We start from the raw sequence: 25,197 nt of genomic DNA, 5'->3' as shown, positions 1-25,197 counted from the left end.
CATGAGAGAAAGTGCCTGTGCATAGCACGTGTGCAGGGCACTTATTGACCCAACCTCTGCAAAGCTTTTCCCCAAAAGCTTTGCAGAGGTTCTTTTTAAGTGTTACGAAAGACAAAAATAGTTGCCGTACAAGGGCATCGCATAGACACGTATAGCCCACGAAAAAGATCTTGTAGGGAGCTAAAAACAAAAAGCGAGCTGCATCTTGGATGGATTTCATCCTTGATGCAGCTCGCCTTGTTTTTGCTGCTACAACGAGCACTGTTTATTTAAAGACCTCGATTTCGGACAATGAACCATAAGAATCTGAGACGCTAAACTCTAACTTCAAATAGCGCACATTGACAGACTTTGTGGCGTTGATGTTGTTCCATGTGGTCTCATGCAAACGAATATCTTCGGACAGTGGCAACCATTTGGTGCCATCGGTGCTGCCATACACGCGCACTTTATCGGTGTAGTATTCAAATCCTGTGAGGATATACATGCCGATTCTGATGCCTTTAACCGTTGTCGTTTGGTTTAAATCAATCGTCAACGTCGATGTCCCATGAGGCAGATAGCCATATTGTTCGGTATCACCATCGGTCAGATTTTCAATCGTTCCATACTGCAACGGAGTAGAAAGTGAGAGCTGATAGTTGCTACCGGGTATCATTGTGCCCGATGGTGTGGCTGCAGCGTTTGCAAAAGCAATGTCAACTACATTGATAGGAATGAGCACCTCGCCACCTGCAATGTTGTGTTTGTTGCCATCTTTGTCGTAGAACACGGCACGCATGGGAAGTACATATTCACCCGCTACAGTGAATTTCTCAGCATGTTGCAAGTGTACGGTAGCCTGAACATACTCTTGATTGGTGGCATCTACTTGCGTAGTGGTAGAGATTCCCTCGGGAGCCAACTCCTTACCGCTATTGCTTTTGAAGAGCGTATTGTCGCGCTCGAGTCCCACCTTGCAGTTCTCACGCACAACTTTTTCGGTAGCAAACATCACATTGAGTGCTGTAGAGCCCGTGTAACTATTGCCCAAGCCCGTCATTCTCACGGTTGATCCATCGCCATCGAGTTCTGCAGACCACATCTCTTTGGGCTGGATGAGAATGTAAGCATAGTCCTGTTTCGCCGTAGAAGGGCTTGACAGGGCGTCGGTAGTAGGCGTGATGCGAACAGGAACTACTGAAGGCTTCGTTAAAGTGCCAAGGCTATTTACCGTTAAAGCAACTTGTTGCTGTATGCTATCTTTGTTCCATTCGAAAGCACCATTGTTGGGAATGGCCAACTGCTTAGCTGCAACCACCTGATAGTCTTTATAGGTAGTGGTGAGCAAAGGCGCATCGACGGCATAGACAACTTGCACCTTTGTGGGCGCAGTTAGGTTGCGGCTAATGCGTGCGGTGAAAGTAAAGGTGTGGCTATCTTGCCCAACAGGAATGCCCGCTGTAAAGGCATTATTGTATTCTTGCACATTGGATGGGAAACTGATGAGGTTGTTGCGTGGGTCAGAACCACTGAAATAACCAGCAACATCATATTCGCCATCGTAGTTATAGTCGGGGCTACAGCCCGTAAAGGCTGTAGCTACGCATGCAAATGCGATGATATATATGTTTGTTTTCATTTTGTTTTATTTAAAAATATGGATTATTCGGGGAACTGTTCGTTGTGCCAAGTAATCGAATTTTGATCGTATTCGTTCGTGTTAGAACCTGCAACATACACCTTAATGGCATGATGGTTCTTGGAAACATCCTTCACACCTGTCTGCTGATTGAGCGGTGCGTAGAACAACAAATTAGGATTTTCGGGCGTTTCAATATAGAGATTATCCATTACTTGGAATGCGGTGAGTGCCTTGTTGTAGAGACGTATCTCACGAACATAACCTACAAATGCACCCCAACTCATATTCATCTTCGTGAAAGTCTCCACCTTTGGCACGTCAAACTCGTTATCGAGCACACCATTGAGATAGCATTTCACGTGTTGACGGTTATAAACCCATGCGATGTAATACCACTTACCGGGCTGGAGTTTGGTTTTAGCAAATGCCTTAGGATCGTCCGTTTCGCCCACCTTCATTTGCAAAGCACCATCAGCAGTGACGCGAGAATAGAAGTCAGGTGAGAGCACTGCCTGGTTGTCTTTGTTACGATCGAGCTTGATAGCATACGACATCGTCCACTCTTGCAAGCCTGTATAAGGTGTCGCAAATGTTGTTTTGAGGTAGAAACCCTGCTGACGCATAGAAGTTGTATAAAGCACTCGGTCGATAGCAAATATCTTTGTTGCACTCGACCCTAAGAGGGTTGCACCTTCAGCTGATACCAATTTTACAGGGATAGCATATTTGGTAGAGGCATCTAAATCGGTTCCTAATGGACGAACATTGACATCAATAGCCCCATTCGATACGCTATTGGCTGCAATAGTGAGATTTTCTGCCGACAAGCTATAATAGTTTGCGGGCAACAACTTGTAGTTGGTGCCATTGGCTGCATTATATTCTGCCAACGCTTTCTCGTCAATAGCAAACTTCAAGGTGGCGGAACCGCTCAACTTATTGGCTGCACGTGCGGTGAAAGAAGCTTTTCCACCGGTGCCATCAACTGTGAGTTTTGTCAGTGGAGCCACATCCGCTCCGTCGATATAAACCGCATTGGGCAACTTGCTTTCATCGCCTACGTCGTCATAATCAACACTGGAACATGCCCATGTGAGACACGCTAAAGAAGCGATACCAAAGACTTTAATGATATATTTCATATTCGTTATTTTTATTATTTAACAGCAGGGTTCATTAATTGAATGCCTTGACGCAAGTATTTGTAAACAGGATTGGCTGCATAGTCCTTCTCCATGTGGTAACTTCCGATACCACCTTTGCGTCCTTTCAGCGGTTGCCAGGTAGCCATACCAATGTAAGAGGGCACTTTCTTGCCATCACGTGTGGTGAAAGTCACACCGCCTGTGCCTGAATGAGCTTCGAAATTCTCGGTCACAATGAGTTTCTTGGCAATTTCTTCTTCGCTTTGTTTCGAAGAAAATTGTGCAACAAGCCCCCCCAAGCGGTTATCTAAGTCGGCATAAGAACGGCAGTCGTAGGCCTGAAGGATGTAGTAGTTGAAATATAAAGCCATATCGGCAGAGAACCAATAGGGTTCACCATCGACAACCAACAGTTTCTTTCTACCTTCAGGAGTTTCGGCTTTCGGACCGATACGCTTGCCCATTGTGCGGATAAAAATATTCATGCGGTCGCCTTGCCACATCTCTTTGTTCGTGTGGAACGGCTGTGCATAGTTGGGTTCTGCATCGAGATCGAAGCCATCCAAGTCGTACTTATAGATGGTATCGCAAATGGCATTGGCATATTTTTGGATAGCAATGGTAATCTTTGCCTCATCACCATCGACCCAACCCCAATACTTTTTATTGTAGGTTTCCCACGATTCGCCTGCCTTTTTTGATGCTTCCGGTTGCGCAGGTGTTACGCCTTTGCCGATATCAAAGAGCAAAGCACAAGCCAAAGCACGAATGCCTTTCACCTCTTTTGCACGCTTCAAATCGGCTTGTTGTGCAGCTGTTAAGTTTGAAAAGCCATCCCATAGTGACACGAAGTCGGTGCTATCGGGAAGGTTATAGAGGCAACGTGATGCAGGACTTTCGCCATTCCATCCACCAAACCATCCGAAGGTGACGGGATGATCGGTTTTCTTATAAGCGCGTAAGTTCTCTAAATAGGCTTCATAAGCCTTAGCTTGTGCAGCATCGGCACCAGCTAATAGCTTATCAATATTCTTGCCTTCGGTCTCGGTCCAATCACTACAAGCGGTTGCAGTGAAGAGCAATACGAGACAACTGAAAATAAAATATTTCTTCATTGACGTAATCTTTAATTGTTATTTAACCTTTTTATCCCACCAAAGACGGGTTGCACCGTTGTCTGCTCCATGGAGTAATTGAACAGCTTTCTTCACATTCGCCAGATTCTTAATGTACTCATCATTTGAATAAGGAATGCGCGTTGGGCGAAGATCGCCATCAACATCGCAATCTGTAGCCGTCAGTACGGCGGGGAAAATGCGGGGATAACCCGTGCGACGATACTCTGACCATGCTTCTTGTCCATCGGGATAGATGGCAAGATACTTCTGCGTGATGATACGTTCTAAGTTGCGTTCGAAGTTTGTTGCTCCTGTTTCCCATTTGATGGTGATGGTAGATGTGGCAGGAGTATCGTATTCTGAGTGCAAGGCATCAACGAAATTTGCTGGAGTAGCCGTGCTGTTTGCCGCATAGGCTGCTGCTTGTGATGCACTCAAATCATTCTCTTCGAAAGAAGTTGCAATACCCTTCTCATAATAAGATTGGGCCGTTCCGCCACCCATATTCCAGCCACGGAGGGCACCTTCAGCACGAAGGAAATAGACTTCTGATGCCTTCATGATGTAGATAGGTGTGCCATCTTGCACGTTAAGTGAGGATGATTTGGCTTTATCCAAATAGTCATCGGTTGTCGGAATATTTGTTCGAACGGCATAATATCCCTCAATGCCATTGTTTTTTGCTTTCACAAAGTAGCTGGCAATACGTGGATCGTTGTAGCCTTTGAGGTAAGATGAGATCTCAGCACCCATGCGAACATCATTATAACTGCCATTGATGATAACCAAAGGATTGCGCAAAGACACGCCTGCTCCTTTGGATAACTGAGCTGCATCGCGTGTAGATTCTATCACTCCGTATGGATTATTGATGGCTTTCTCTGCATATTGCTGTGCCAATGTGGGATTAGCATAGACCACACGCATCGCTAAACGCAGCATCAAAGAGTTTGCAAATTTGCACCATTTGGTGTAGTTCCCTTCGTAGATAATATCATATTTCGGGAAAACATCATGTCCACCGTTGGCCAAAGCCTGCACCGATTCATCCAACTCTTTCAGCATTGCCTTGTAAATATCCTCTTGAGCGTCATATTCTGCCTCGGTGGATCCTTCTTGACCTGCCTTGGTATAAGGAATAGGACCGAAGGTATCTGTGGCCTTATGCACAGCAGCAATCTTGATAATCTGTGCAACAGCAAAGCCTTCGGGATCGTTTGTTGTGCGCTTTTTCACGTCAAACCAATTACGAAAAGCTTTTCCGGCCATCACATTATAAGTATATTGGCTCCAGGGTTTCAAAGCAAAACTGGGGAAGCCACGTCCAACCCACTTGTTAGCTGCGGGCGCCATGTAACCAATCCAACATGCACCTCCGAGGGTATAAGGTATCTGATAGTCGTTCACATAGCCTGTACCGGAGGCTCCTACAGGGAAGATATTCTCCTCGAATGCCGTTACAAAGCCGCCAACATTAAGGTTGTCTTGCTCTAATTGTGCTTCCGTGGGCTGACGATGGTCACGGTTTATGTCCTCAAAGTCAGCTTGACAAGCAGTGAAGAGTGTCGTAGCTAATGCCGACACACACAGTATTGAATAAATTTTTTGTTTCATAATCGTCATTTTTTAGAAGTTGAGTTTCAAGCTGAAACCAATGTTTCTTAAGCTTGGTGCACTGAAATAGTCGCTTCCTTGACCGTATGTTCCTGTTGAAGCAGCAATCTCTGGGTCGAAAGGAGCCTTGTTATAAATCATCCAAAGATTGTTGGCAATGAAACCAACCGTGACACTTGGCCAATCTTGTCCCAGCAAAGTGCGCGGTAAGGTGTAGCTAAGACTGATATTTTGCAAACGCACATTGGTTGCATTATAATAGTAATAGCCCAATAATTGCTGATTGGCAACCACCTCATAATATTTCTGTGGGTCAACTTTTAAGCCGCCAGCCAACTCAACATAACCACGATCACGTGCTTCAGCAGATGCTTGTGACACACCGAATTGGTCGAGAACGGCCTGCGTTGCAGAAGTAACAATGCCACCAACACGTGCATTAATGAGGAACGAAAGGTTCACTCCCTTCCACGAAATGCTGTTTCTCCAGCCCATATTGAAGTCGGGATTGGTATTACCTATGCGCAAACGCTCACCATTTGGCAAATCCATTGACGAGAGACTACCATCAGCACCAACGGCAATCTTGCCTGTTGCATCACGCTTCAACACTTTCGTTATATACACATCTCCCATGCGATCGCCTTCACGAATATAGCCTCCGCCGGCCGATGTCTCTGTAAAGTTGATAATCTTACCGTCAATTCCCGTGTTATAGTTGTGCACTAACTTCTTCACTTTGTTCACATTACGGCTATAGATGAGGCGTGATTCAAAGTCAACACCGCCGATATGATCGTTGTAAGCCAACGACATTTCCACACCAGAGTTCGCAATATCACCTGCTTGAATATACATACCCGTGTAAGGAGATGTTGCAGAAAGCTCTGCCAAGAAAGTCTGATTATAAGTATTTGAATGATACCATGTGAGGTCAAAATTGAGCTTACTATTGAACATTCTCAAGTCTAAACCCAACTCGTATGAGCGGGTACGCTCTGCTTTAAAGTCATAGAAAGGCAGAATGGTGCGAATAGAAGGAATGCCATCTACGATAGGATAGGTGATGGTTCCGCGTGTCACACCACGATAACGATCAGGAATAGGAGAGCCTACTTCGGTAAATGAGCTTCTCACCTTCATGAAAGAGATAGCCTCTGGCAATTTAACCATTTTGCTAACGATGGCCGATAAGCCCACAGATGGATAGAAGAACGAGGGTTCTTTCGCATTCACTAAGAGCGAACTCCAGTCATTACGCCCCGTCAAAGACAAGTAAAGCATATCCTTCCACGACAACTCTGCACTGGCAAAGATAGCTGTTCCGCGTTTACGGAATTCTGAATCGTTCGCACGTGTGTTAGCAGGATCGAGTGCAGCCGATGAGAAAAGGTTGGGAACCTTCAATATCGGGCCACCAAAGCCAACGCTGCTCGAACGATAATCTTCCAAACTTGCACCAAAGTTTGCCGTCAAACGATAGTCTTTTCCGAAGCTCTTGTCGAGGTTAAACATAAAGTCTAAGTAGGTTTGTTGGTCACTACCCATGGAATGATTGTATATACCATTGCCATGAGTTCCTGCGTAAAGGAGTCCCTGTCCAGATGCATGGAAACGGCTTTCTGACTCGGTATTGGTGTTATCAACACGCACACGTCCCGTTACATTCAACCAAGAAAGAATGTCATATTTCAAGCTACTCATAAACATGTAGCGCTTACGGTTCGTTGGTGTCATCATATCATTCACGATGAAATAAGGATTTTGCAGCTGCATTCCTTGGTCACCATAGGGCCAATACTGCGTAGCCAGCTTTCGAGAAGCATCATAACGCTTATACAACGCTACCGCAGACCAGTCCTCTCCACGTGGGAACAGATAGGCAGCTGTTAGTGGATTGTAGTATTCTCCAGGGCGATACATGTTCTGTGTGTTCTGGATAATATAGCTTCCGCTAACATCTAAGTGCAGTTTGTTGTTGAGAAAATCACTCGTATTGCGTGCGGTGAAGTTATAACGGTTATATTTATTGTTGGGCAATATACCCGTAGCATTCGTTGTTGCAACCGAGATATAGGTCTTGTTGGTCTTGGTTCCCGTTGTCAACGTCACCGAATTGATGTAGTTATGCCCCGTGTTGAAGAAATCTTTTGGGTTATATGAAGACGGAGTTGCCAACCGGTCGCCCCAGCTATAGAATGATCCTGCCTTGTTACCATAGGTGTTTTGGAACTTAGGCAAGATAAAAGGATTTGAAAACTCCATACTGCTTGACACAGCAACTCTCACCTTTCCTTCCGTACCGCGTTTCGTATTGATCATGATAACACCATTAGCGGCGGCCGAACCATAGAGAGCTGCCGAAGAAGGACCTGTCAAAACGCTGATGCTTTCGATGTCGTCGGGGTTAATATCCGCAATACCTTCGCCACTGGGTTGGCTCGAATAACGGCCGCCACCAATATCACCACCACTCTTATTGAGCATGGGAACACCATCAATCACATAAAGAACATTGTTGCCACCAGTGATAGATTTCGTACCACGCATAACTACACGGGTCGGTCCTCCTACACCAGCTGTCGACGCATTGATATTCACTCCGGCCACAGCACCATTCAAACTGTTCACAAAGTTCACGTTCTTCACGTTGGTAAGCTGGTCGCTTCCAACCTTTTGCACATTGTAACTCAATGCTTTTTCCGAGCGTTTAATACCCAAAGCGGTTACCACAACCTCATCAATTTGGCGTGCAGTAGGCTGCATGGTGATGTGAAGGTCGCGTGCATTTTCAACCTTCACCTCTTGCGTTTGCATACCAATATAACTCACAACGAGTGTACTTCCCTTCGGGACATCAATCATAAACTTACCATCAATGTCAGACACTATGCCATGTTGCCCATTCTTTACACGCACAGTTGCACCAATAGCAGGTTCTCCTGTGTTGTCAACAATGGTTCCGGTAATCTTAACATTACCACTTGCTTGTTGCGCTCTCACGCTCTGCATCGCTGATAAAGCAGTAGCAGGCGCCGGATTTGTTGTCAGATTCCCTCCTGCGGCAGCTTGCAAACTGCAACAGGTTAGGAAGAGAACGCTCAACGGAAAGAGTTTTCCCTTTTTCATTCTAATGTTGATTTTTATTTTTGTTGTAATCCTTATCCTAAATAGATACTTTGTCACGCATGGTGAAATACTATTTACTCCATCTGATTTTATAATCTAATAAGCTATATTTTTTGTTTCGATATTCATCTCATCCTTGAAAACAATTTATTCCTATATCCTACATTCCCTGCTGATGTTGCCCAACATCAATAGCCGCCAAAACCTCTTTTCATAGATTTTTCAGCGGGCTTTCATCGCATGTGGAGGCACGTCTTTATGGTGACTGCCGATAAAGTCCTATCTCGGCTATGGTCGGTATGCCACGACTTTCGTCAATCGTGAGCTTTATTTTCTTCGCCTTTACCTCCGGGAACGACAGCAATCGCTTATGTCCAACGGTTGTTCCTGTAGCAATCTTTTGCCATTTTCCCTGCACATCCAGGTAAGATAAGCTGAATTTCTCCACACGTTGTCCTTTGCGAATATCCTCTTGCACCGACAACACATTAAAAGAAATCGGTTGGGGTGTGGTAAATATAAAGGTAGCCTTACCTTGAATGGCTTTCGGTTCACAACTCGTATCATAGTTGTTATCCACGACAGTAGCACCTTTTCCTGCAATCGTCTTACACATTACCGCAGCATGTTTCAGCAGGTTGTGTCCGAAAATCTGTTGTTGGAGTTGTGCAAATCCACGCAGACTGTTCACGTCGGCTTCAGCAAATCGCCCCGCCTTATTGGGTGGAACATTGAGCAACAATACGCCGTTTTTCCCCACCGAAGTAAAGTAAATATCCATCAATTCTTTAGGTGTCTTCACCTTGTTATCTTGATCTGGATGGTAAAACCAGCCCGGACGAATCGACACATCGGTCTCTGCAGGATACCAAACCAATGCCTTGGCATCCATAATCACGTGCCGACTGCCCAAATCTTGCCCACGCATGTCCCCCGCAGGTTGATGTAATTGCTCCTGTTGTGAGTTGGCCATAATCGCCGTTTGGTCAAGGTTATTCATCGGAACCACACTCCATTCGGTGTCTCTTCCACGCCCTGTTTCAGTACCAACCCAACGCACATCAGGCCCCATCACAGCAATAACGGCCTCGGGTTGCAGCTTTCGAATGAGCCGATACCAACGAACAAAGTCATAAGTTTGTTTCTTTCCGTTCGGACCTTCACCGCAGGCACCATCAAACCACACCTCGTTCACAGCACCATAGTGCGTCAACAATTCGGTGAGTTGGTTTACAAAGTAATCATTGTAAGCGTCTGTCCCATATAAAGCAGAGTTCCTGTCCCATGGAGAGAGATACACTCCAAAGCCCATTCCATATTTTTTGCAGGCATCACTCACAGCTTTCACCACGTCACCTTGCCCGTTTTCCCAAGGCGATTGCTTCACACTGTAGTCGGTATAGGCTGATGGCCACAAGCAAAACCCATCGTGATGCTTACACGTGAGAATAGCACTTTTAAACCCAGCTGCTTTTAACTCTTTAATCCATTGGTCGGCATCAAGCCCCGAAGGATTAAAGGTTGCAGCGGGAGTCTTGCCATCTCCCCATTCCTTTCCTGTGAAAGTGTTCATGCCGAAATGCAGAAAAGCCGTCAATTCTTGCCGTTGCCAGCGGAATTGTCGGTCAGAAGGGCGCACGTTGGCCGCCTTTTCAATAATCTTTTCGGGTGTATCGGTAGGCAAAATAGCAACACTGTTGCTCACCTGTGCCGACATCAAGGTGTACAAACTACCCAAACACAACATTCCTATCCATCGCTTTACTGTATAGTGGTGCATAGCTTGTTCCTGCTCCATAGTCTCTTTGTTCTTATCTTCGTATTTAGTTGTTGGCTGCAAAATTAAGTATTTATTCAGAAAAAATGCAATACTTTACGAAAAATCTTTTACGCTTAGTGCATAAACGCCCCATAAAACCATAAAAAGACCGCCCACAAAGGACGGCCTTTTTATCATATTTCCCTCACATGCACAGCCTATCCGTGCACAAAAAAATCAATAGGACGGATTCTGTTGAATATCATTTCCATTCAGTTCCATAGAAGGAATTAAAGGAAGTTCCTTTTTAAATGTCCACGTATTAAAAGATTGTACGTCGGCATTTAATACTTGGTGCCATCCTTGATTTGTTGCATTGGTATAGCGAGTGATGGTCTCTCCTCTGCGTAATGCATCGAAATAGCGGTGTCCTTCGCCCACTAATTCCTTTCGGCGCTCCATATAAATGCGGTCAGCCGTGATAGAACTTGCTGTAACCGTTGTTGCGCTGGTCGTCCTATGACTAATAATGGCATTCAAATAGGTTGCAGCATCTGTCGTATTACCTAATTTAAAAGCAGCCTCAGCAGCATTTAAATACACCTCAGACAGCCGCATCAAGGGAACATTTGAATAGCGAGGATCGGTTTGTGTGGTCGAACCTATGAATTTACGCAAATAGACTTTACGGCCAAGGAATGTGTTCGCATCAACAACTTTCTGTGACGTGGGAGCCGAAACGATGTTATTTCTGATGTCGTTAGCATCTGAAAGCAATGCATCTGAAAAGGCTTTTGTGATAACCATGTCACCATAACCCGAAGGTCCTTTGTCTGTATCTTCGGTCACTAAGTAAGGATAACCTTCACGATCATTCCAGTCATTAAACCCGGTAACGGCAATTTCAAACAGCATTTCGTTGCCATGTGCCGCATCATCTTTATACCAAGCATGCACATATTGGTCACGAGTCCAAAGCTGATAGGGCGAGTTGTCAATAACATCTTTCGCTAATGTCAATGCATTGGCATAGTCTCCCTTTGTTAAATAGACACGTGACAACAGTCCCTTTGCAAACCATTGATTCACATAACCCTCAGTCTTTTCGGTCGATAAAGCGCCCGATGCAATGACAGCCTTTAATTCATTTTCCACGAACGTATAACATTCTGCAACGGTACTACGCTTCACCTTTGCCGCAGGATTTAGTGTTTGCGTGGATAAAGCTGCGCCCCACGATGCACCGTTATCCTGCAAATAGGGTTTGCCATAGACGCGGGTAACATCGAAAATAGCTAAGGCACGCAACACACGAGCCTCTGCCTTGATGCGATTAATGGTGGCAGCATTTGATGAAGCATCGATCAAATTGTTGGCTTCTATAATGCGGTTGGCACGGCTTACAACGACATAAGGAGACTGCCACACAGAATTTCCGCGCGAGAAGTCATTCGCTGTGCTATATTCCATCTTGTAATAAAAGTCGGCTCTGTTACTGCCATAGATGCTGTGTTGCATGTCTTCACCACGCACTTCACCATAAACAAACATGTTTCTTCCATAATAGTCAGACATGTCCGAAGTGCCTTTGAGCGCTTTATACAACCCCACACGCGCACTTTCTAATGTGGCACTATTCTTTAATGCACCATCGGCCGGCACACCATCGCTGGGAGATACGTCTAACCAGTCACTACCACAAGCGGTCAATCCTGTTGTAAGAACTGCACCAATACCTATATTATATATTAATGTTCTAATCTTCATAACCATTCTTTTTTAAAAACCAAGTTCTACACCAAAGGTGAATGTACGCAAGTTTGGTGTTTCGAAAATTGCAATACCATTAACAGGTACTTCCGGATCAACCCGCAACTTCTCTGATTTAAACGTGAGAAGGTTGGATGCAGAGAAATAAATACGTGCCTTATTGAGGCCCAATGGGCGGAGATATTGCTGTGGAGCCGAGAAGCCTAATGATAGATTCTTCAACCGTAAATAGTCCAAAGGCATCAACCAACGCGATGAATATTGATATACGCTTCCATATTGAAACTTAGGCAATTTTGCACGTGTGTCTCCGGGACCGGTCCACATATCGCTCAACTTATAGTAGGCCGGAACCGTTCCTAAATACAGGTCTGAACCACCGTTTGACTCTTGCCAATGGGTATAGTCAAAGGCATCACCCCCAAGTTGATAGGTGAAAGTAAAGCCAAAGTCGATGAATTTCCAGCGCATGGTGTTCGAAATACCACCTTGTAAAGCCGCTTGGTTGTTACCAATAACCACTCTTTGCGCCTTGTTTACATCCGTTGTCGTGTTGCGGGCATTGGCTGTGCCATCATTTATATAATAAAGTTCCTTACCGGTTTGTGGATCAACGCCTGCATATTCATAACCATAATAAGAATAATAAGGTGAACCTACCTGGTGAACCAACACGGTGTTAGCATTGTCCATCACCCTGTCCGAACCGTTGAGCTTAACCACTTTGTTACTGTTGTGCGCCATATTGAGCGTAGATGTCCAAGAAAAATCTTTCTTGTTCAGCCAATTCGCCGACAAGGTAAGCTCAAAACCGTTGTTTCTCAGCGAACCTATGTTGGTAGGCATAACGGTTTGATAAGACGTACCATAATAGCCTGGGACAGAAGAGATAGGCATGTTGTAAATCAAATCTGATGTCGTGCGCGTGTAATAGTCAAACGTCAGGTTATATTTCTCCAAGAATGTCAAGTCTAACCCTACGTTGAAAGTCTCATTTTTCTCCCATTTCAAATCAGGGTTGGCTACACCTACGATACCAATACCCGACACACCATTGTAGAATTCGCCATAGCTATAGGTGTTTAAATAACCATAGTATGAGGAAGGTTGCGTACCATTCACACCATACGACAAGCGAAGTTTCCCATCAGTGACTACACCATTCACCGGTTCCATGAACTTTTCTTCGCCAAAACGCCATGAACCCGATAACGACCAAAAGTCACCCCAGCGGTTATCTTTACTCAATCGCGAACTACCATCGCGGCGATAGCTGACACTTGCATAGTAACGGTTGTTATAGTTGTAATTCACACGTCCTAAGTAAGACAGCAATTTGGACTGCGATTTGTTAGAACTTGCATTCGTTGTACCCGCATTGCCTATCTCATAAAGCTCACCCGGGTAGTCTTGTGCCTTTATAAAATCATAACCATACTGGAAATTCTCGGTCTCATAGCCTACTAAAGCATCCACATTGTGCAAGCCAAACGACTTGATGTAGTTCAATTGGAATTGCGAATTCAGCTGCCTGATTTCGTTCTTCAAGCGTTGTAACGAACCGTTCACGCTGCCACCATCGCCCGAATAGCGATCCCAAAGCACATCTTCTGTACCAGCTGTATAGTCATAAGCCAATTTACCACTGGCGCTAAGCCCATCCCAAATGTGCCAAGTCAGTTTTAAAGTGTTCAACGAACGAATGACATTGTTCACGTCGCTGTTGTGTAATTGCTCGTAAAGCGGGTTGCGTTGCACACGCCCAATCTTCATATTATAACCGCCTTTGTTGTCAAATGGGCGTGTAGATGGGTTCTGAAGGAAAGCATAGTTAATGGTAGGTGCAATGTAAGAGTTACCTTCATTGGCTAAGCTTTGTTTCATCTTTGAGAACAAAGTGGTCACATCTACATTGAAATGCCCAAACTTATGGGTGAGGTTGGCATTACCTGTATAACGTTTTAACCCCGTATTAGCCACGATACCATCTTGATTGGTGTAGGCCAATGAAGCATAAAAGCGCGTGCTTTCACTACCTCCCGAGACACTTGCCTGATAGTTTTGGTGATGACCTGTGCGGAAAAGCAACTTTTTCCAATCGGTCCAGGTCTGTCCTTTGCCAGGAAGTGGCGCATAGTCATCAATGTCACCGGCAGCCGAAGCAGCAGCTTGTGCAGCCGTTTGCCCTTGGTTGTAGCGGTAATAATTCTCTAAACCTTTGAGCAATACTGCGCGGCGGTCATCGCCATTGAGCTGAGGACGATAGTTGATAGCCATGTTGGAGAAGCCCCAATCGCTGCGGAAGTCAACCTGAGTCTTACCGGTTTTTCCGCTTTTGGTCGTGATAACGATAACGCCATTGGCTGCACGCGACCCATAAAGTGAAGCAGCTGCAGCATCTTTAATGACGGTCATGCTCTCAATATCATTACTATTGATGGTCGAAAGAATGTTTGTTCCTGCAGAAGAATAGTCAAATTCACTGAGGTTACCTGAGTTTACGGGTGTACCATCAATCACGATAAGCGGATCGTTTCCCGCATTGATAGAACCCATTCCGCGAATGCGAATGCTGCTTGTTCCGCCGGGAGAACTCGATTTTGACGTAATCGTTACACCCGAAACACCACCGGCTAATTTGTCTTCTACCGATACAACGGGGACATCTTCAAGTCCTTTGGTGTTCATTGTCGCTGCGGAACCCGTAAAAGACGATTTCTTTACGTTGCCATAACCTGTTACAATGACTTCTTCTAACGCTTTAGCCTCAGCCTTCATCGTTATCTTCATGTTGGCTTTTGCCACAACAGTCTGCGATTGCATACCAATGTAGTTCACTGTAATCTTACTGCCGGTAGGCACATTGAGGCTGAATTTTCCATCGACATCGGTCACGGTTCCCGTCTTTGTTCCCACCACAACCACCGATGCACCCACAACGGGTTCACCGTCTTCTGACGAGATAACGGTTCCGTTTACCTGTGTTTGCGCGAACGCTATCCCTACACTTACGAATAGCACTGCCAGAAACAGACAGAGTCTTTTTCCCATAATCTTTCTCTTTTAAAATTTAACTTAGGAATGAACAAAAATCACTTTTAAAAAAAGTAATGCTACAATCTTATTTCATGATAGTTTTGTTATCCGGCGTGCAAAGTTAATGAATGTATAAAAAACCACCAAACATTTTGGCAAAAAACTATCATTTTAACAAAGAAACAACCCTAAAGTAAGCACTTTCGTAAACAAAATGGAGCTTTGAATGTTATTTTATTAGTTTAAACCCCACCCCATCTTTGAACCGTCTACCCCATCATCATACATCACTTCCATGGGCTCCTCTTCATCTTTTGTTTGCATATCGGCATTTTGCACGTTATCTTCGCTTAGCATAGTCTGCTACTTTTTCGATAAGGTGACAGTTCATTTGCTTGACAAGCAAACGAAATCGGGACAGACACGAACGCCCCATTGGGATGATGTGAAAGGTGAATATGCACCTTTTAAGAAAGCTATACAGCATAAAAGCTATGGAATTACAGCGCAAAGTAAGCCACTTTATGGGGTAATTCCATAGCTTTTACGGGGTAATTTGCATGCGATTCTGAAACCATCTATACCCTTTTATTTTCTCTCCCCTATGCCTCTCTTATCAGAAGCCTATTCAAAGAGGTCGGGATGCATGAGGTTTCCTTCGTAGCGGTTGCGTCCAAGGTGTTCATAAGCCAAGGTGGTTGCCATGCGTCCGCGTGGTGTTCGTTTGATAAAGCCTTCCATAATGAGAAAAGGTTCGTAAACATCTTCCACGGTTCCTGCATCTTCTCCAATGGCCGTAGCAATGGTACTCACGCCCACAGGGCCACCCTTGAACTTGTCGATGATGGTTAAAAGAATTTTATTGTCGATTTCATCGAGCCCATATTCGTCGATGTTGAGCGACTGAAGCCCTAATTGTGCGATGTCATGGGTGATGGTTCCGTTGCCCTTTACCTGTGCGAAGTCGCGCACACGGCGCAGCAAAGCGTTGGCGATGCGGGGCGTTCCGCGGCTCCTTCGGCTGATTTCTACAGCGGCATCTCTCTCTATCGGCACTTTCAAGAGCATGGCCGAGCGCTGGATAATGCGCTGCAACGTGTCGGGATCATAATATTCTAAGTGCATATTGATGCCGAAACGGGCGCGTAAAGGGGCGGTGAGCATGCCGCTTCGAGTTGTGGCTCCGATGAGCGTAAAGGGGTTTAAGTCTAACTGAATAGAGCGTGCCGAAGGGCCTTTGTCTATCATAATATCGATGCGATAGTCCTCCATCGCCGAATAAAGGTATTCCTCTACGACGGGCGAAAGGCGATGAATCTCGTCGATAAACAGCACATCGTTGGGTTCTAACGACGTGAGAATGCCGGCCAAATCGCCCGGTTTATCAAGCACCGGACCACTGGTCAGCTTGAAGCCCACGCCCAATTCGTTGGCAATGATGTTGCTCAACGTGGTTTTTCCCAAGCCCGGTGGCCCATAAAGGAGGGTGTGGTCGAGCGGCTCTCTGCGGTATTTGGCGGCCTCAACAAATATCTCTAAGTTCTCAACCACCTTCTTTTGTCCGTTGAAATCGCTAAATTTCAGCGGTCGCAAAGCATTTTCAAAGTCGCGTTCGGCGTTGGAAAGCGTCTCTTCTCTTATATCGAAATCTTCAGACATGCCTGTTTTAATTTCTGCAAAGGTAACGGAAAAGGGGCGAATAGGCAAACGAAAGGGTAAAAAACGAGGTACCCTCGAAGCTAAAAACACAAAGAGGTGTGCCTCCATGGCACACCCTCTTATCATGCTTTCAAATGCTTACACCTGAAGGCTGCAACTTGCTTTGTGATGAAACAGCAAGCATCACTGCATCAGGTCTAAATGGTTTCTATGCGATCAGCCGCACGACGTATGCGTTCAGCAAGGTCACATAGTGCCCCTTTAAGCAACTTACGCTCCTCGAGATTAAATTCTGTTGGCTTTCGATTTCCATCTACGCCATCCATTTTGTGGTAAAACCATGATGCCGACTTGTTGAAATATTCCTTTGCAAGTGCACCCCATGAGATGTTTTCATCGATGTCAGCTAATTGTTGATACATCGTAAGTTTCTTTTCAAATGTTGTTGTCTGTTCCATATTCAATTCTTTTATTCTCCCGATTCATGCTGTGGATGATGAGACTATCTTATCTGTAAATCATCTTATCAAATTCTTTCTTTGCGTGTCTTTTTAATTCTTTAGCCCCGTTTGGGTAGGCACGTTGAAAGTTTCTAATTGCTTCGATAAGCTCATTTTCCTGTTCTGTAATTTCTTTTAGCATGTAGCTTCTTCTTTAGATGAACCCTACAAAGATAGTGAAAAAAATCGTACTAACATGAAATAGCCCCTTTTTTATGGATTTTTGCAGAGAAAAATATTCACTATAACCACAGCACCGCCTCGTTACCTTCGTTGAAAAGCAGGTCGAGAATGCTCATGTTGGGTTGGAAACCTATTTTTTGTTGATACACCTGGTAGTAGGGTTTTGCAACAAACGTAGGGTCGTTTTCGGGGTGTTTAGGGCGGATGCTGTTACGGAAATCGGTTCTTTCAGGGGTGGTATCGAGTGCCATCGCCGCTTCTTTGGGTGGTAAAGGTTGGAATGAAGCGGTGTATTGGGGGTGTCTTTCGATATCCAACAAGTTGAGCATGCACATCATAATGGCATGATTAAAGTCGATGAGAAAGTCCCATTTCTTTTCAAAAAATGGGCGGATGTCGTCTTGATAATATTCAAAAAACGGGCTTTCACCGTATGCCGAGCATAGGGCATTCCAATGGATGTGTCGCCAATTCCCATGATCGGCGATGCGAATGTCGCGGAAAGGAGTTTTGGAAAGCTGCCGGTTGTCAGGGCAAGTTACGGGAATGCTCAGTGCTTGTGGGCCGTTGGTGGTGGGAATGATGCAGCGGTTACGGTAGGTTTGTTTGACGAAATGCTCGTGCTGTTCTATCCAAACCTGCGGATAGCGATTGATTTTTTGGTACCATTGAATGGGGCCAAAATAAGTAGAACTGAGGAGAACGGTGTCGTTCTGAACCATAGGCTGCGTTTGAAAAGTGGTGGGTTGTGATGCGTTAGAACGGAAGATGATAAAGCCAATAGGCCTTACCGATGATTTGATGTTGCTGAATGAGTCGGTAGCCGTTGCCCGTTTGCACTAAGAAGGTGTGGCAATCAGTACACAAACAGCGTTTGCAGCAGGTGGCAGGGATGACGTAACGTTGCTGTCTGATGCGGAGAGTATCACCGGGTAGTGCCTTGATGCGGCCTATTTCGTTGGGTGTTTTCCCGAAAACAATGAGTTGTCCACGTTGAAAATCTTTTCGAGCGAGCTTGTTGACGACGACGCAATCGCCTTGTTTCAACAGCGCATGGGCAGGCACTTGGTAGATGGGGAAGACGAAAGCTCTGACCAAGAGCGACAGAACAAGCCCCACACCGATACTGAAACACCATGCACGAAGTTGCTGCATATTAAAAAAATCACGCTGCATCGTGTCGTTGTTCGCAGGCGAAAGGACAGAGATGCAGCGTGGTGGGATGAATGATTTTACTTAATGTGGTCGACAATATTGAACAAACGGCTCCATCGAACGCCCTTAAAGCCCGAATAGTCGGGGTTCTTGCTCCACCAAATGAAGATGGGCTTACCGACAATATGATCTTCGGGAACGAAGCCCCAATAGCGCGAATCGGCACTGTTGTGGCGGTTATCGCCCATCATCCAATAGTAATCCATCTTGAATTTATAGGTGTGAGCGAGTCGTCCATTGATGTAGATTTGTCCATTCTTTATCGTTAAATCGTTGTGCTCATACGCGCGAATAGGACGCTCATAGAGCGCGATATTCTTCATGTTCAGTTCCACAGTGACACCTTTTTTCGGTATCCATATCGGACCATAATTATCTCTTGTCCAACCCGTATAGCCATCAAGTGGATATAAATCGCCCGTTTGTGCATCGGTGTTGAGCTTGATGCTTACCACGAGGTCTTTATGCTTAGCTAAGGCCATCACGGCTTTTTTCGTCAAAGGCAGATAACCATATTGCGAAAGTGAAGCCATATCCTCGTTGGAAATGCCCAATTCATCGGTCAGTTCTGTGGGTAATGGTTGCTTTAACTTCACATAATAGGTGTATTGGACATTGTCGGGTTCCTTGTTGGCCTTGCCATTTAAGTAGACAATGCGGTTTTTGATTTGCAAGGTTTGTCCAGGCAATCCCACGCAACGCTTGACATAGTTCTCGCGTCTATCGGTGGGACGGGTAAACACTTCGCCATATTCTTCGGGATGGGCTGACACATAACGGCGCCCTAAAGCATCGATATGGAGCAGATAATCGCGCTGTTCCACCGGGTTCATCAACTTCAAATCGGGAGTTGATGCACCATTTGATTCGGCAATTTGCCGGCCAATGCTGTGAATCAAAGTATAGTAATCGCTCTGCTGATACTGCTCAGCTGCAACTAAAGTGTCGCCGGCCGGGAAGTTGAACACGACAATATCGTTAAGCTTTACGTTGCCCAACCCCTTCACTCTTCGGTAGTCCCAATGAGGCCATTCAATATAACTTTTGGTGTTAATCACCGGTAAAGTGTGCTGAGTGAGTGGCATTGTGAGTGGCGTTTCAGGAATTCTTGGTCCATAACTCACCTTGCTCACGAAGAGATAATCGCCCGTGAGGAGGCTCTTTTCTAATGAGCTTGAGGGGATAACGAAGTTTTGAAAGAAGAAAAGGTTGATGAAATAAACCGCCACTAAGGCAAAGACAAGGGCATCAACCCAACTCATAATGAAGCGTGTGGGGCCTTCACTGTCTTTCCACCACTGCCATCTGATCTTCTTAGTGATGTACACATCGAAGATAAACGGAACGACAAGCAGCCCCCACCAACTACCAACCCAGTATAAAAAGAGCAGATAGGCGATGATGGCGATGACGAATTTTGTCCACTGAACCCGTGGGTTTAACTTTGCTTTTTCTTTATCTATCATGAGAGTTTAGAATTTAAACAGGTCGCTTGTGGTGAGCAATCCAGTATGATCTTTTGTATATTCGGCCGCGAGCACAGCGCCCAAAGCAAATCCTTTGCGGTTGTGTGCGTCGTGAGTGATGGTAATTGCATCGGCATCGCTGTTGTATTGAATGCTGTGAATGCCCGGAACTTCGTCGCGACGGATGCTGGCTATCGGCAGCTTTTCAGGTGAAACAGCATTCGTTCCCTCTTCTTTTCCGTCGGCATGGTGTTGAAATCCTTTCACCCACTCGGTCTTTCTATCAAGGTTTTCGATGATTTCTTCGGCTAAGGTGATGGCCGTTCCCGAAGGAGCATCAAGCTTATGGACATGATGAACCTCCTCCATGGTGACATCATATTGTGGAAATCCATTCATGATTTTTGCCAAATAGCGGTTCACAGCCTCAAAGATGGCGACTCCAATCGAGAAGTTACTGGCCCAAAAGAGGGTTTGCTGACCATCTTTTGTGAGCGCTTCTACATCGGCTTTGTGGTCTTTCATCCATCCCGTTGAGCCGCTAACGACTTTCACATGATGCTTGAAAGCCTTCAAATAATTACCATAAGCAGCGGTGGGATTGGTGAATTCGATGGCTACATCGGCGCTTGAAAAGGCTTCAGAATCGAAGTCTTCGGGATTATTGACGTCAATGATACACACAATTTCATGTCCCCTTTGCCAGGCAATCTCTTCAATCATGTGTCCCATTTTTCCATATCCAATCAAAGCTATCTTCATGTTTAAATGCTTTTTATCAGTTGTTTCTATGAGGATATATGGGGCAAAGTTACGAATTTATTGGTTGATTTTTATGGGCTTTTGTAGCAAATCTCTTGAAAAAGCATGAATGTTATCATTTTTTTTGTATTTTTGTGACAACCAATAACCCTTAGAAACCATCATGGAAGAGTTGATTCACTATGCTTGGAAGCATAAGATATTTCCGCTTTCTACGCTGAAAACCCATCAAGGACAGGCGTTAGAAGTGATTGATGTGGGCTTGCATAATCGGCATGCAGGACCCGATTTCTTCAACGCTAAAGTGAAAATTGATGGCATTTTGTGGGTGGGAAATGTGGAATTGCATGTGAAATCGAGCGATTGGTATGCTCATGGGCACGATAAAGATGCGCATTATGACAATGTTATTTTGCATGTTTGCGAAATGACGGATGCAGAATTGTATGACCATCAGGGACGTCTGATTCCGCAATTTGTCCTACCTATTCCTCCCTTGTTGCGGCAATCCTATGATACGCTGCGGCATACGGCCGAATATCCACCTTGCTATCGGGTGATTCCTCAGCTGAGTAGTCTGATGATTCACGGCTGGATGAATGCGCTTCAAGTAGAGCGATTGGCTCAAAAAGAGCGTGCCATCTTGCAGCGTTTAGCACAAAATAATGGGTCATGGGAGGCGGCTTATTTTGCTACTTTAGCACGAAATTTTGGCTTTGGTGTGAATAGTGACACGTTTGAAACGTGGGCATTGCATCTTCCTTTGCAACAGATTGCCCACCATCGTGACAACCTTTTCCAGCTCGAAGCTTTGTTTTTAGGGCAAGCTGGACTGCTTTGTGAGGAGGCAATTCCCAATCGTTATCGTCAGCAAACGCTTGATGAAGGCTATTTTTTAAGACTCAAAAAGGAGTATCTTTATTTGCAACACAAGTTTAATTTGGTGCCCATTGACTATCATTTATGGCGTTTTCTGCGGCTAAGACCCCAGAATTTTCCTCACATTCGATTGGCACAATTAGCAAATCTTTATTATCAACGGCGCACCGAATTGAGTCTGTTAACCGATTGTCTTACTGTGGAATCGGTTGGTAATTTGTTGCAAACCGATGTGACAACTTACTGGAAAACACATTACACTTTTGGTGTGTTGAGTAAGGAATGTGAGAAGAAACTCTCTCCCCATTCGCTCTTATTGCTGGTGATTAACACGGCCATTCCCGTGCTTTTTGCCTATGGTCGCTATTTAGGCAGGGAGGAATATGTAGGCCGTTGCTTCTCTTTTTTCGAGCAATTAAAGGCCGAAGACAATCACATTGTGCGGTTATGGCGGGCTTGTGGATTGGCTATTGAGCACGCAGGTGACGCACAAGCGTTGATACAATTAAAGAATGAATATTGCGATAAGCGTGAGTGTCTGCGTTGTCGCATTGGATATGAGTATCTCAAACGCACGACTTTAACAGAGCATGTAACAACGAATGCTGTGCAAACAGCATCTCATACAATAATAAAATGAAGAAATATGTTTATGAAACGCGTATGGAAGTGCGCGATTATGAGTGTGACATCGAAGGGATTGTGAACAATGCCAACTACTTACATTACACAGAACACACGCGTCATCGCTTTTTAAAACATGCAGGACTGAGCTTTGTTCAGATGCATGAGAAGGGAGTTGACGCGGTTGTTGCCCGTATGAATTTGGCTTATAAGACACCTCTTCGTTGCGATGATGAGTTCATTTCGCGCATGAATTTGCAAAAGAATGGCATCCGTTATGTCTTTACACATGATATTTTTCGGGCGAGTGACGAGCGACTTTGCTTCCATGCTACGGTTGAATTGGTGTGCTTAATTCATGGAAAGTTGGGGTTAAGCGAGGATTACGACCGTGCATTTGCCCCTTTTATTCAAGCTAACGACGGAGAATAGCACGATGATAGCCAATCAACAAGAGGTGCTCAACACCCTCATTCTCTCACGCATTGGGTTCTATAGTCTGGCTGGAATGCTCGAGTTATATCGGCGTATGGGGACGGCTACGGCGATTATGGAGCATCGAAAGGATATTCGTTCGATCCTTCCTGATGCGCCTTCACGGCTCATTGAATTACTCCGAGGGGGCGATTCTGTGCGCCGATGGGCTGAAGATGAATTGGCTTGGGCTGCTAAAAACCATGTAGAAGTGTTGTGTTTACATGATGAACGTTATCCAAAACGCTTGGCAGAATGTCCGGATGCGCCCTTAGTGTTGTTCTATCAAGGTACGGCTTCGCTCAATCAAACGCATGTTTTGAGCATGGTTGGCACACGGCATTGCACGACTTATGGGCAGGATTTGGTGCGAAACTTTATGGCAGAGCTGCGTCGTTTGTGCCCCAATACGTTAGTTGTGAGTGGATTAGCCTATGGAATCGATATCCAAGCGCATCGCCAAGCACTGCAAAATGACTTTGAAACCGTTGCCGTTCTGGCACATGGATTAGACCAAATTTATCCTCGTGTGCACCAAGAAACGGCACAAGCCATGCTGCATCAGGGCGGTTTGCTGACCGAATATGCCACACATACCAATGCCGATAAGCAAAATTTCGTTCGTCGTAACCGTATTGTTGCAGGGCTTTGCGATGCTTGTATCTTAGTAGAAAGTGCCGAATATGGCGGTGGTCGCATCACAACACGCTTGGCTAACGACTATTTTCGTGATGTGTTTGCCTTCCCAGGTGCTGTGAATATGCCTTATAGTATGGGCTGTAACACCTTAATAAGGGATAATAAAGCTGCACTTATCACTTCGGCTTTCGACTTCGTTCAGGCGATGAATTGGGAGACAGAACAACGCATACAGGATGCCAGACAGCGTGGAATAGAACGACAACTCTTTCCTGATTTAACGGCCGAAGAGCAGCAATTAGTCACCCTTTTGGCAAAAGATAACGACCAACAAATTAATGTTTTGACCGTAAGAAGTGGGCAACCTGTGGCACATCTCATCAGTTTGCTTTTCCAATTAGAACTGAAGGGGGTGGTAAAAGCCTTGCCCGGAGGGTGTTATCACCTGCTGTGTTAGCCTTCTTTTGATGGGCTTGACAGGCTTAAGCACAGCTTACTTCAGAAAAATATCGTAACTTTGCGCGCATGAAAATTGGTTCTTTAACGTTTGGTGAGCATCCCCTTTTCCTCGCTCCCATGGAGGATGTGACCGATATTGGTTTCAGAATGTTGTGCAAACGCTATGGTGCGGCAATGGTTTATACCGAATTTGTATCGGCAGATGCCATCATTCGCAACATCCAATCAACGCTCAACAAGATGAAAATCAATGCTGAGGAGCGCCCGGTTGGTGTGCAAATTTATGGACGAGACGTTGATTCGATGGTCGAAGCAGCACGTGTTGTGGAGGAAATCCATCCCGATGTAATCGACCTTAACTTTGGTTGTCCGGTGAAAAAGGTTGCTGGTAAGGGCGCCGGATCGGGCATGTTGAAGAATATTCCCTTGCTTTTAGAGATTACAAAGCGTGTGGTTCAGGCCGTGAAAACACCCGTAACGGTGAAGACTCGCTTAGGTTGGGATGCTGAAAACCTTGTGATTGAAACGCTTTGTGAGCAGCTTCAGGACTGTGGCATACAAGCATTAACCATTCATGGACGTACACGTGCACAGATGTATACAGGCAAAGCCGACTGGACTTTGATAGGCCGCGTGAAGCAAAATCCACGCATCCATATTCCAATTATCGGCAATGGCGACATCACTTCGGGTGCAGATGCGGTGCGTGCTTTTCAAGATTATGGAGTAGATGCTGTGATGGTGGGGCGCGCAACATTTGGTTGTCCCTGGATTTTCAGTGAGATGCGCGATGCGTTGGATGGAACTTCGGTGGCAAAACACCTCACAATGGATGATAAGATTGATATTTTAGAAGAGCAACTGCGCATCAATGTGGCGCGCATAGACGAGGTAAGAGGCATCCTACACACGCGACGTCATTTGGCAGCCAGCCCTATTTTTAAAGGCATTCCAGACTTTAAGCAAACACGCATTGCGATGCTTCGTGCGACAAAGGTCAACGATTTAATCGCTATTTTAGAGGAGTGTCGAGCACGTTTGTCGGCAAACCATGAAGCCAAAGGTTAAGTCCATAACGTGAAATAACTGGTCATCACACCAAAAACAACAGGCGGAGTTCCATCAAGAACTTCGCCTGTTGT

Annotated in this window: 19 protein-coding genes; 4 read left to right on the top strand and 15 right to left on the bottom strand. The window is 45.3% G+C overall.

From position 1 onward, the window contains the following. Positions 1-265 precede the first annotated feature (265 nt). The 15 genes from HMPREF9431_RS07325 to dapB all read right to left on the bottom strand — a co-directional run bounded on the left by HMPREF9431_RS07325 (position 266) and on the right by dapB (position 20,980). Positions 266-1,621, bottom strand: a complete 1,356-nt coding sequence (locus HMPREF9431_RS07325; protein ID WP_004380576.1) for a discoidin domain-containing protein — start codon at positions 1,619-1,621, stop codon at positions 266-268. A gap of 23 nt (positions 1,622-1,644) precedes the next feature. Continuing rightward, entirely contained in the window at positions 1,645-2,766 is a 1,122-nt protein-coding gene (locus HMPREF9431_RS07320) for a DUF1735 and LamG domain-containing protein (protein ID WP_004380575.1), read from the bottom strand. Positions 2,767-2,780: 14 nt separating this feature from the next. Then, positions 2,781-3,884, bottom strand: a complete 1,104-nt coding sequence (locus tag HMPREF9431_RS07315) for a glycoside hydrolase family 18 (RefSeq protein ID WP_004380574.1) — start codon at positions 3,882-3,884, stop codon at positions 2,781-2,783. A gap of 18 nt (positions 3,885-3,902) precedes the next feature. After that, complete coding sequence (locus HMPREF9431_RS07310; protein WP_004380573.1) at positions 3,903-5,501, bottom strand: SusD/RagB family nutrient-binding outer membrane lipoprotein; 1,599 nt, start codon at positions 5,499-5,501, stop codon at positions 3,903-3,905. 12 nt (positions 5,502-5,513) lie between these two features. Continuing rightward, positions 5,514-8,630, bottom strand: a complete 3,117-nt coding sequence (locus HMPREF9431_RS07305; protein ID WP_004380572.1) for a SusC/RagA family TonB-linked outer membrane protein — start codon at positions 8,628-8,630, stop codon at positions 5,514-5,516. 256 nt (positions 8,631-8,886) lie between these two features. Further along, positions 8,887-10,428, bottom strand: coding sequence for an alpha-L-fucosidase (locus HMPREF9431_RS07300; protein ID WP_004380571.1), 1,542 nt, complete (start codon positions 10,426-10,428; stop codon positions 8,887-8,889). A 198-nt stretch (positions 10,429-10,626) separates the two neighbouring features. Further along, positions 10,627-12,156 carry a RagB/SusD family nutrient uptake outer membrane protein gene (locus tag HMPREF9431_RS07295; protein ID WP_004380570.1) on the bottom strand — a complete coding sequence of 510 codons (1,530 nt, stop codon included), beginning with the start codon at positions 12,154-12,156 and terminating at the stop codon, positions 10,627-10,629. Positions 12,157-12,168: 12 nt separating this feature from the next. Further along, positions 12,169-15,210 (bottom strand): SusC/RagA family TonB-linked outer membrane protein, encoded by a 3,042-nt coding sequence (locus HMPREF9431_RS07290; RefSeq protein WP_004380569.1) that lies wholly within the window; start codon positions 15,208-15,210, stop codon positions 12,169-12,171. A gap of 609 nt (positions 15,211-15,819) precedes the next feature. Next, on the bottom strand, positions 15,820-16,854 hold the full coding sequence (gene ruvB / locus HMPREF9431_RS07285; protein ID WP_040561427.1) for a Holliday junction branch migration DNA helicase RuvB: 1,035 nt from the start codon (positions 16,852-16,854) through the stop codon (positions 15,820-15,822). A gap of 197 nt (positions 16,855-17,051) precedes the next feature. Continuing rightward, positions 17,052-17,312 carry a DUF5053 domain-containing protein gene (locus HMPREF9431_RS07280; RefSeq protein ID WP_004380566.1) on the bottom strand — a complete coding sequence of 87 codons (261 nt, stop codon included), beginning with the start codon at positions 17,310-17,312 and terminating at the stop codon, positions 17,052-17,054. 49 nt (positions 17,313-17,361) lie between these two features. Beyond that, the gene (locus HMPREF9431_RS12955) at positions 17,362-17,496 is read right to left on the bottom strand and encodes a hypothetical protein (protein ID WP_004380565.1); all 135 of its coding nucleotides are present in this window, start codon (positions 17,494-17,496) and stop codon (positions 17,362-17,364) included. 100 nt (positions 17,497-17,596) lie between these two features. After that, on the bottom strand, positions 17,597-18,259 hold the full coding sequence (locus tag HMPREF9431_RS07275) for a WbqC family protein (RefSeq protein ID WP_004380564.1): 663 nt from the start codon (positions 18,257-18,259) through the stop codon (positions 17,597-17,599). Positions 18,260-18,293: 34 nt separating this feature from the next. Then, positions 18,294-18,713: a S26 family signal peptidase gene (locus tag HMPREF9431_RS07270; RefSeq protein ID WP_004380563.1), complete on the bottom strand. Its 420-nt coding sequence runs from the start codon at positions 18,711-18,713 to the stop codon at positions 18,294-18,296. Between the two features lie 56 nt (positions 18,714-18,769). Continuing rightward, complete coding sequence (gene lepB / locus HMPREF9431_RS07265; protein WP_004380562.1) at positions 18,770-20,218, bottom strand: signal peptidase I; 1,449 nt, start codon at positions 20,216-20,218, stop codon at positions 18,770-18,772. Between the two features lie 6 nt (positions 20,219-20,224). Beyond that, a complete protein-coding gene (gene dapB, locus HMPREF9431_RS07260) occupies positions 20,225-20,980 on the bottom strand; it encodes a 4-hydroxy-tetrahydrodipicolinate reductase (protein WP_004380561.1) in 756 nt (251 codons plus the stop codon). 163 nt (positions 20,981-21,143) lie between these two features. On the opposite strand from dapB, the gene HMPREF9431_RS07255 reads away from it, so the two are divergent. The 4 genes from HMPREF9431_RS07255 (at position 21,144) to dusB (ending at position 25,123) form a co-directional block, all read left to right on the top strand. After that, on the top strand, positions 21,144-22,499 hold the full coding sequence (locus tag HMPREF9431_RS07255; RefSeq protein ID WP_004380560.1) for a DUF2851 family protein: 1,356 nt from the start codon (positions 21,144-21,146) through the stop codon (positions 22,497-22,499). After that, on the top strand, positions 22,496-22,915 hold the full coding sequence (locus HMPREF9431_RS07250) for an acyl-CoA thioesterase (RefSeq protein WP_004380559.1): 420 nt from the start codon (positions 22,496-22,498) through the stop codon (positions 22,913-22,915). Before HMPREF9431_RS07255 ends, HMPREF9431_RS07250 begins: the two co-directional genes overlap by 4 nt. Before the next feature lie 4 nt (positions 22,916-22,919). Further along, positions 22,920-24,053: a DNA-processing protein DprA gene (gene dprA, locus HMPREF9431_RS07245; protein ID WP_004380558.1), complete on the top strand. Its 1,134-nt coding sequence runs from the start codon at positions 22,920-22,922 to the stop codon at positions 24,051-24,053. Positions 24,054-24,121: 68 nt separating this feature from the next. Then, positions 24,122-25,123, top strand: a complete 1,002-nt coding sequence (gene dusB, locus HMPREF9431_RS07240; RefSeq protein WP_004380557.1) for a tRNA dihydrouridine synthase DusB — start codon at positions 24,122-24,124, stop codon at positions 25,121-25,123. Positions 25,124-25,197: the final 74 nt, after the last annotated feature.

The organism is Segatella oulorum F0390 (assembly GCF_000224615.1).
Taxonomy (GTDB): Bacteria; Bacteroidota; Bacteroidia; order Bacteroidales; family Bacteroidaceae; genus Prevotella; species Prevotella oulorum.
This window is presented reverse-complemented; position numbering and strand designations above follow the sequence as displayed.

Bases quoted from the DNA above. Each gene is read 5' to 3' on its own strand.
- HMPREF9431_RS12955 (WP_004380565.1), bottom strand. From the start codon at position 17,496: ATGCTAAAAGAAATTACAGAACAGGAAAATGAGCTTATCGAAGCAATT.
- HMPREF9431_RS07255 (WP_004380560.1), top strand. From the start codon at position 21,144: ATGGAAGAGTTGATTCACTATGCTTGGAAGCATAAGATATTTCCGCTT.
- HMPREF9431_RS07320 (WP_004380575.1), bottom strand. From the start codon at position 2,766: ATGAAATATATCATTAAAGTCTTTGGTATCGCTTCTTTAGCGTGTCTC.
- HMPREF9431_RS07310 (WP_004380573.1), bottom strand. From the start codon at position 5,501: ATGAAACAAAAAATTTATTCAATACTGTGTGTGTCGGCATTAGCTACG.
- dusB (WP_004380557.1), top strand. From the start codon at position 24,122: ATGAAAATTGGTTCTTTAACGTTTGGTGAGCATCCCCTTTTCCTCGCT.
- HMPREF9431_RS07290 (WP_004380569.1), bottom strand. From the start codon at position 15,210: ATGGGAAAAAGACTCTGTCTGTTTCTGGCAGTGCTATTCGTAAGTGTA.
- HMPREF9431_RS07325 (WP_004380576.1), bottom strand. From the start codon at position 1,621: ATGAAAACAAACATATATATCATCGCATTTGCATGCGTAGCTACAGCC.
- dapB (WP_004380561.1), bottom strand. From the start codon at position 20,980: ATGAAGATAGCTTTGATTGGATATGGAAAAATGGGACACATGATTGAA.
- dprA (WP_004380558.1), top strand. From the start codon at position 22,920: ATGATAGCCAATCAACAAGAGGTGCTCAACACCCTCATTCTCTCACGC.
- lepB (WP_004380562.1), bottom strand. From the start codon at position 20,218: ATGATAGATAAAGAAAAAGCAAAGTTAAACCCACGGGTTCAGTGGACA.
- ruvB (WP_040561427.1), bottom strand. From the start codon at position 16,854: ATGTCTGAAGATTTCGATATAAGAGAAGAGACGCTTTCCAACGCCGAA.
- HMPREF9431_RS07250 (WP_004380559.1), top strand. From the start codon at position 22,496: ATGAAGAAATATGTTTATGAAACGCGTATGGAAGTGCGCGATTATGAG.
- HMPREF9431_RS07305 (WP_004380572.1), bottom strand. From the start codon at position 8,630: ATGAAAAAGGGAAAACTCTTTCCGTTGAGCGTTCTCTTCCTAACCTGT.
- HMPREF9431_RS07300 (WP_004380571.1), bottom strand. From the start codon at position 10,428: ATGGAGCAGGAACAAGCTATGCACCACTATACAGTAAAGCGATGGATA.
- HMPREF9431_RS07280 (WP_004380566.1), bottom strand. From the start codon at position 17,312: ATGGAACAGACAACAACATTTGAAAAGAAACTTACGATGTATCAACAA.
- HMPREF9431_RS07275 (WP_004380564.1), bottom strand. From the start codon at position 18,259: ATGGTTCAGAACGACACCGTTCTCCTCAGTTCTACTTATTTTGGCCCC.
- HMPREF9431_RS07315 (WP_004380574.1), bottom strand. From the start codon at position 3,884: ATGAAGAAATATTTTATTTTCAGTTGTCTCGTATTGCTCTTCACTGCA.
- HMPREF9431_RS07295 (WP_004380570.1), bottom strand. From the start codon at position 12,156: ATGAAGATTAGAACATTAATATATAATATAGGTATTGGTGCAGTTCTT.
- HMPREF9431_RS07270 (WP_004380563.1), bottom strand. From the start codon at position 18,713: ATGCAGCGTGATTTTTTTAATATGCAGCAACTTCGTGCATGGTGTTTC.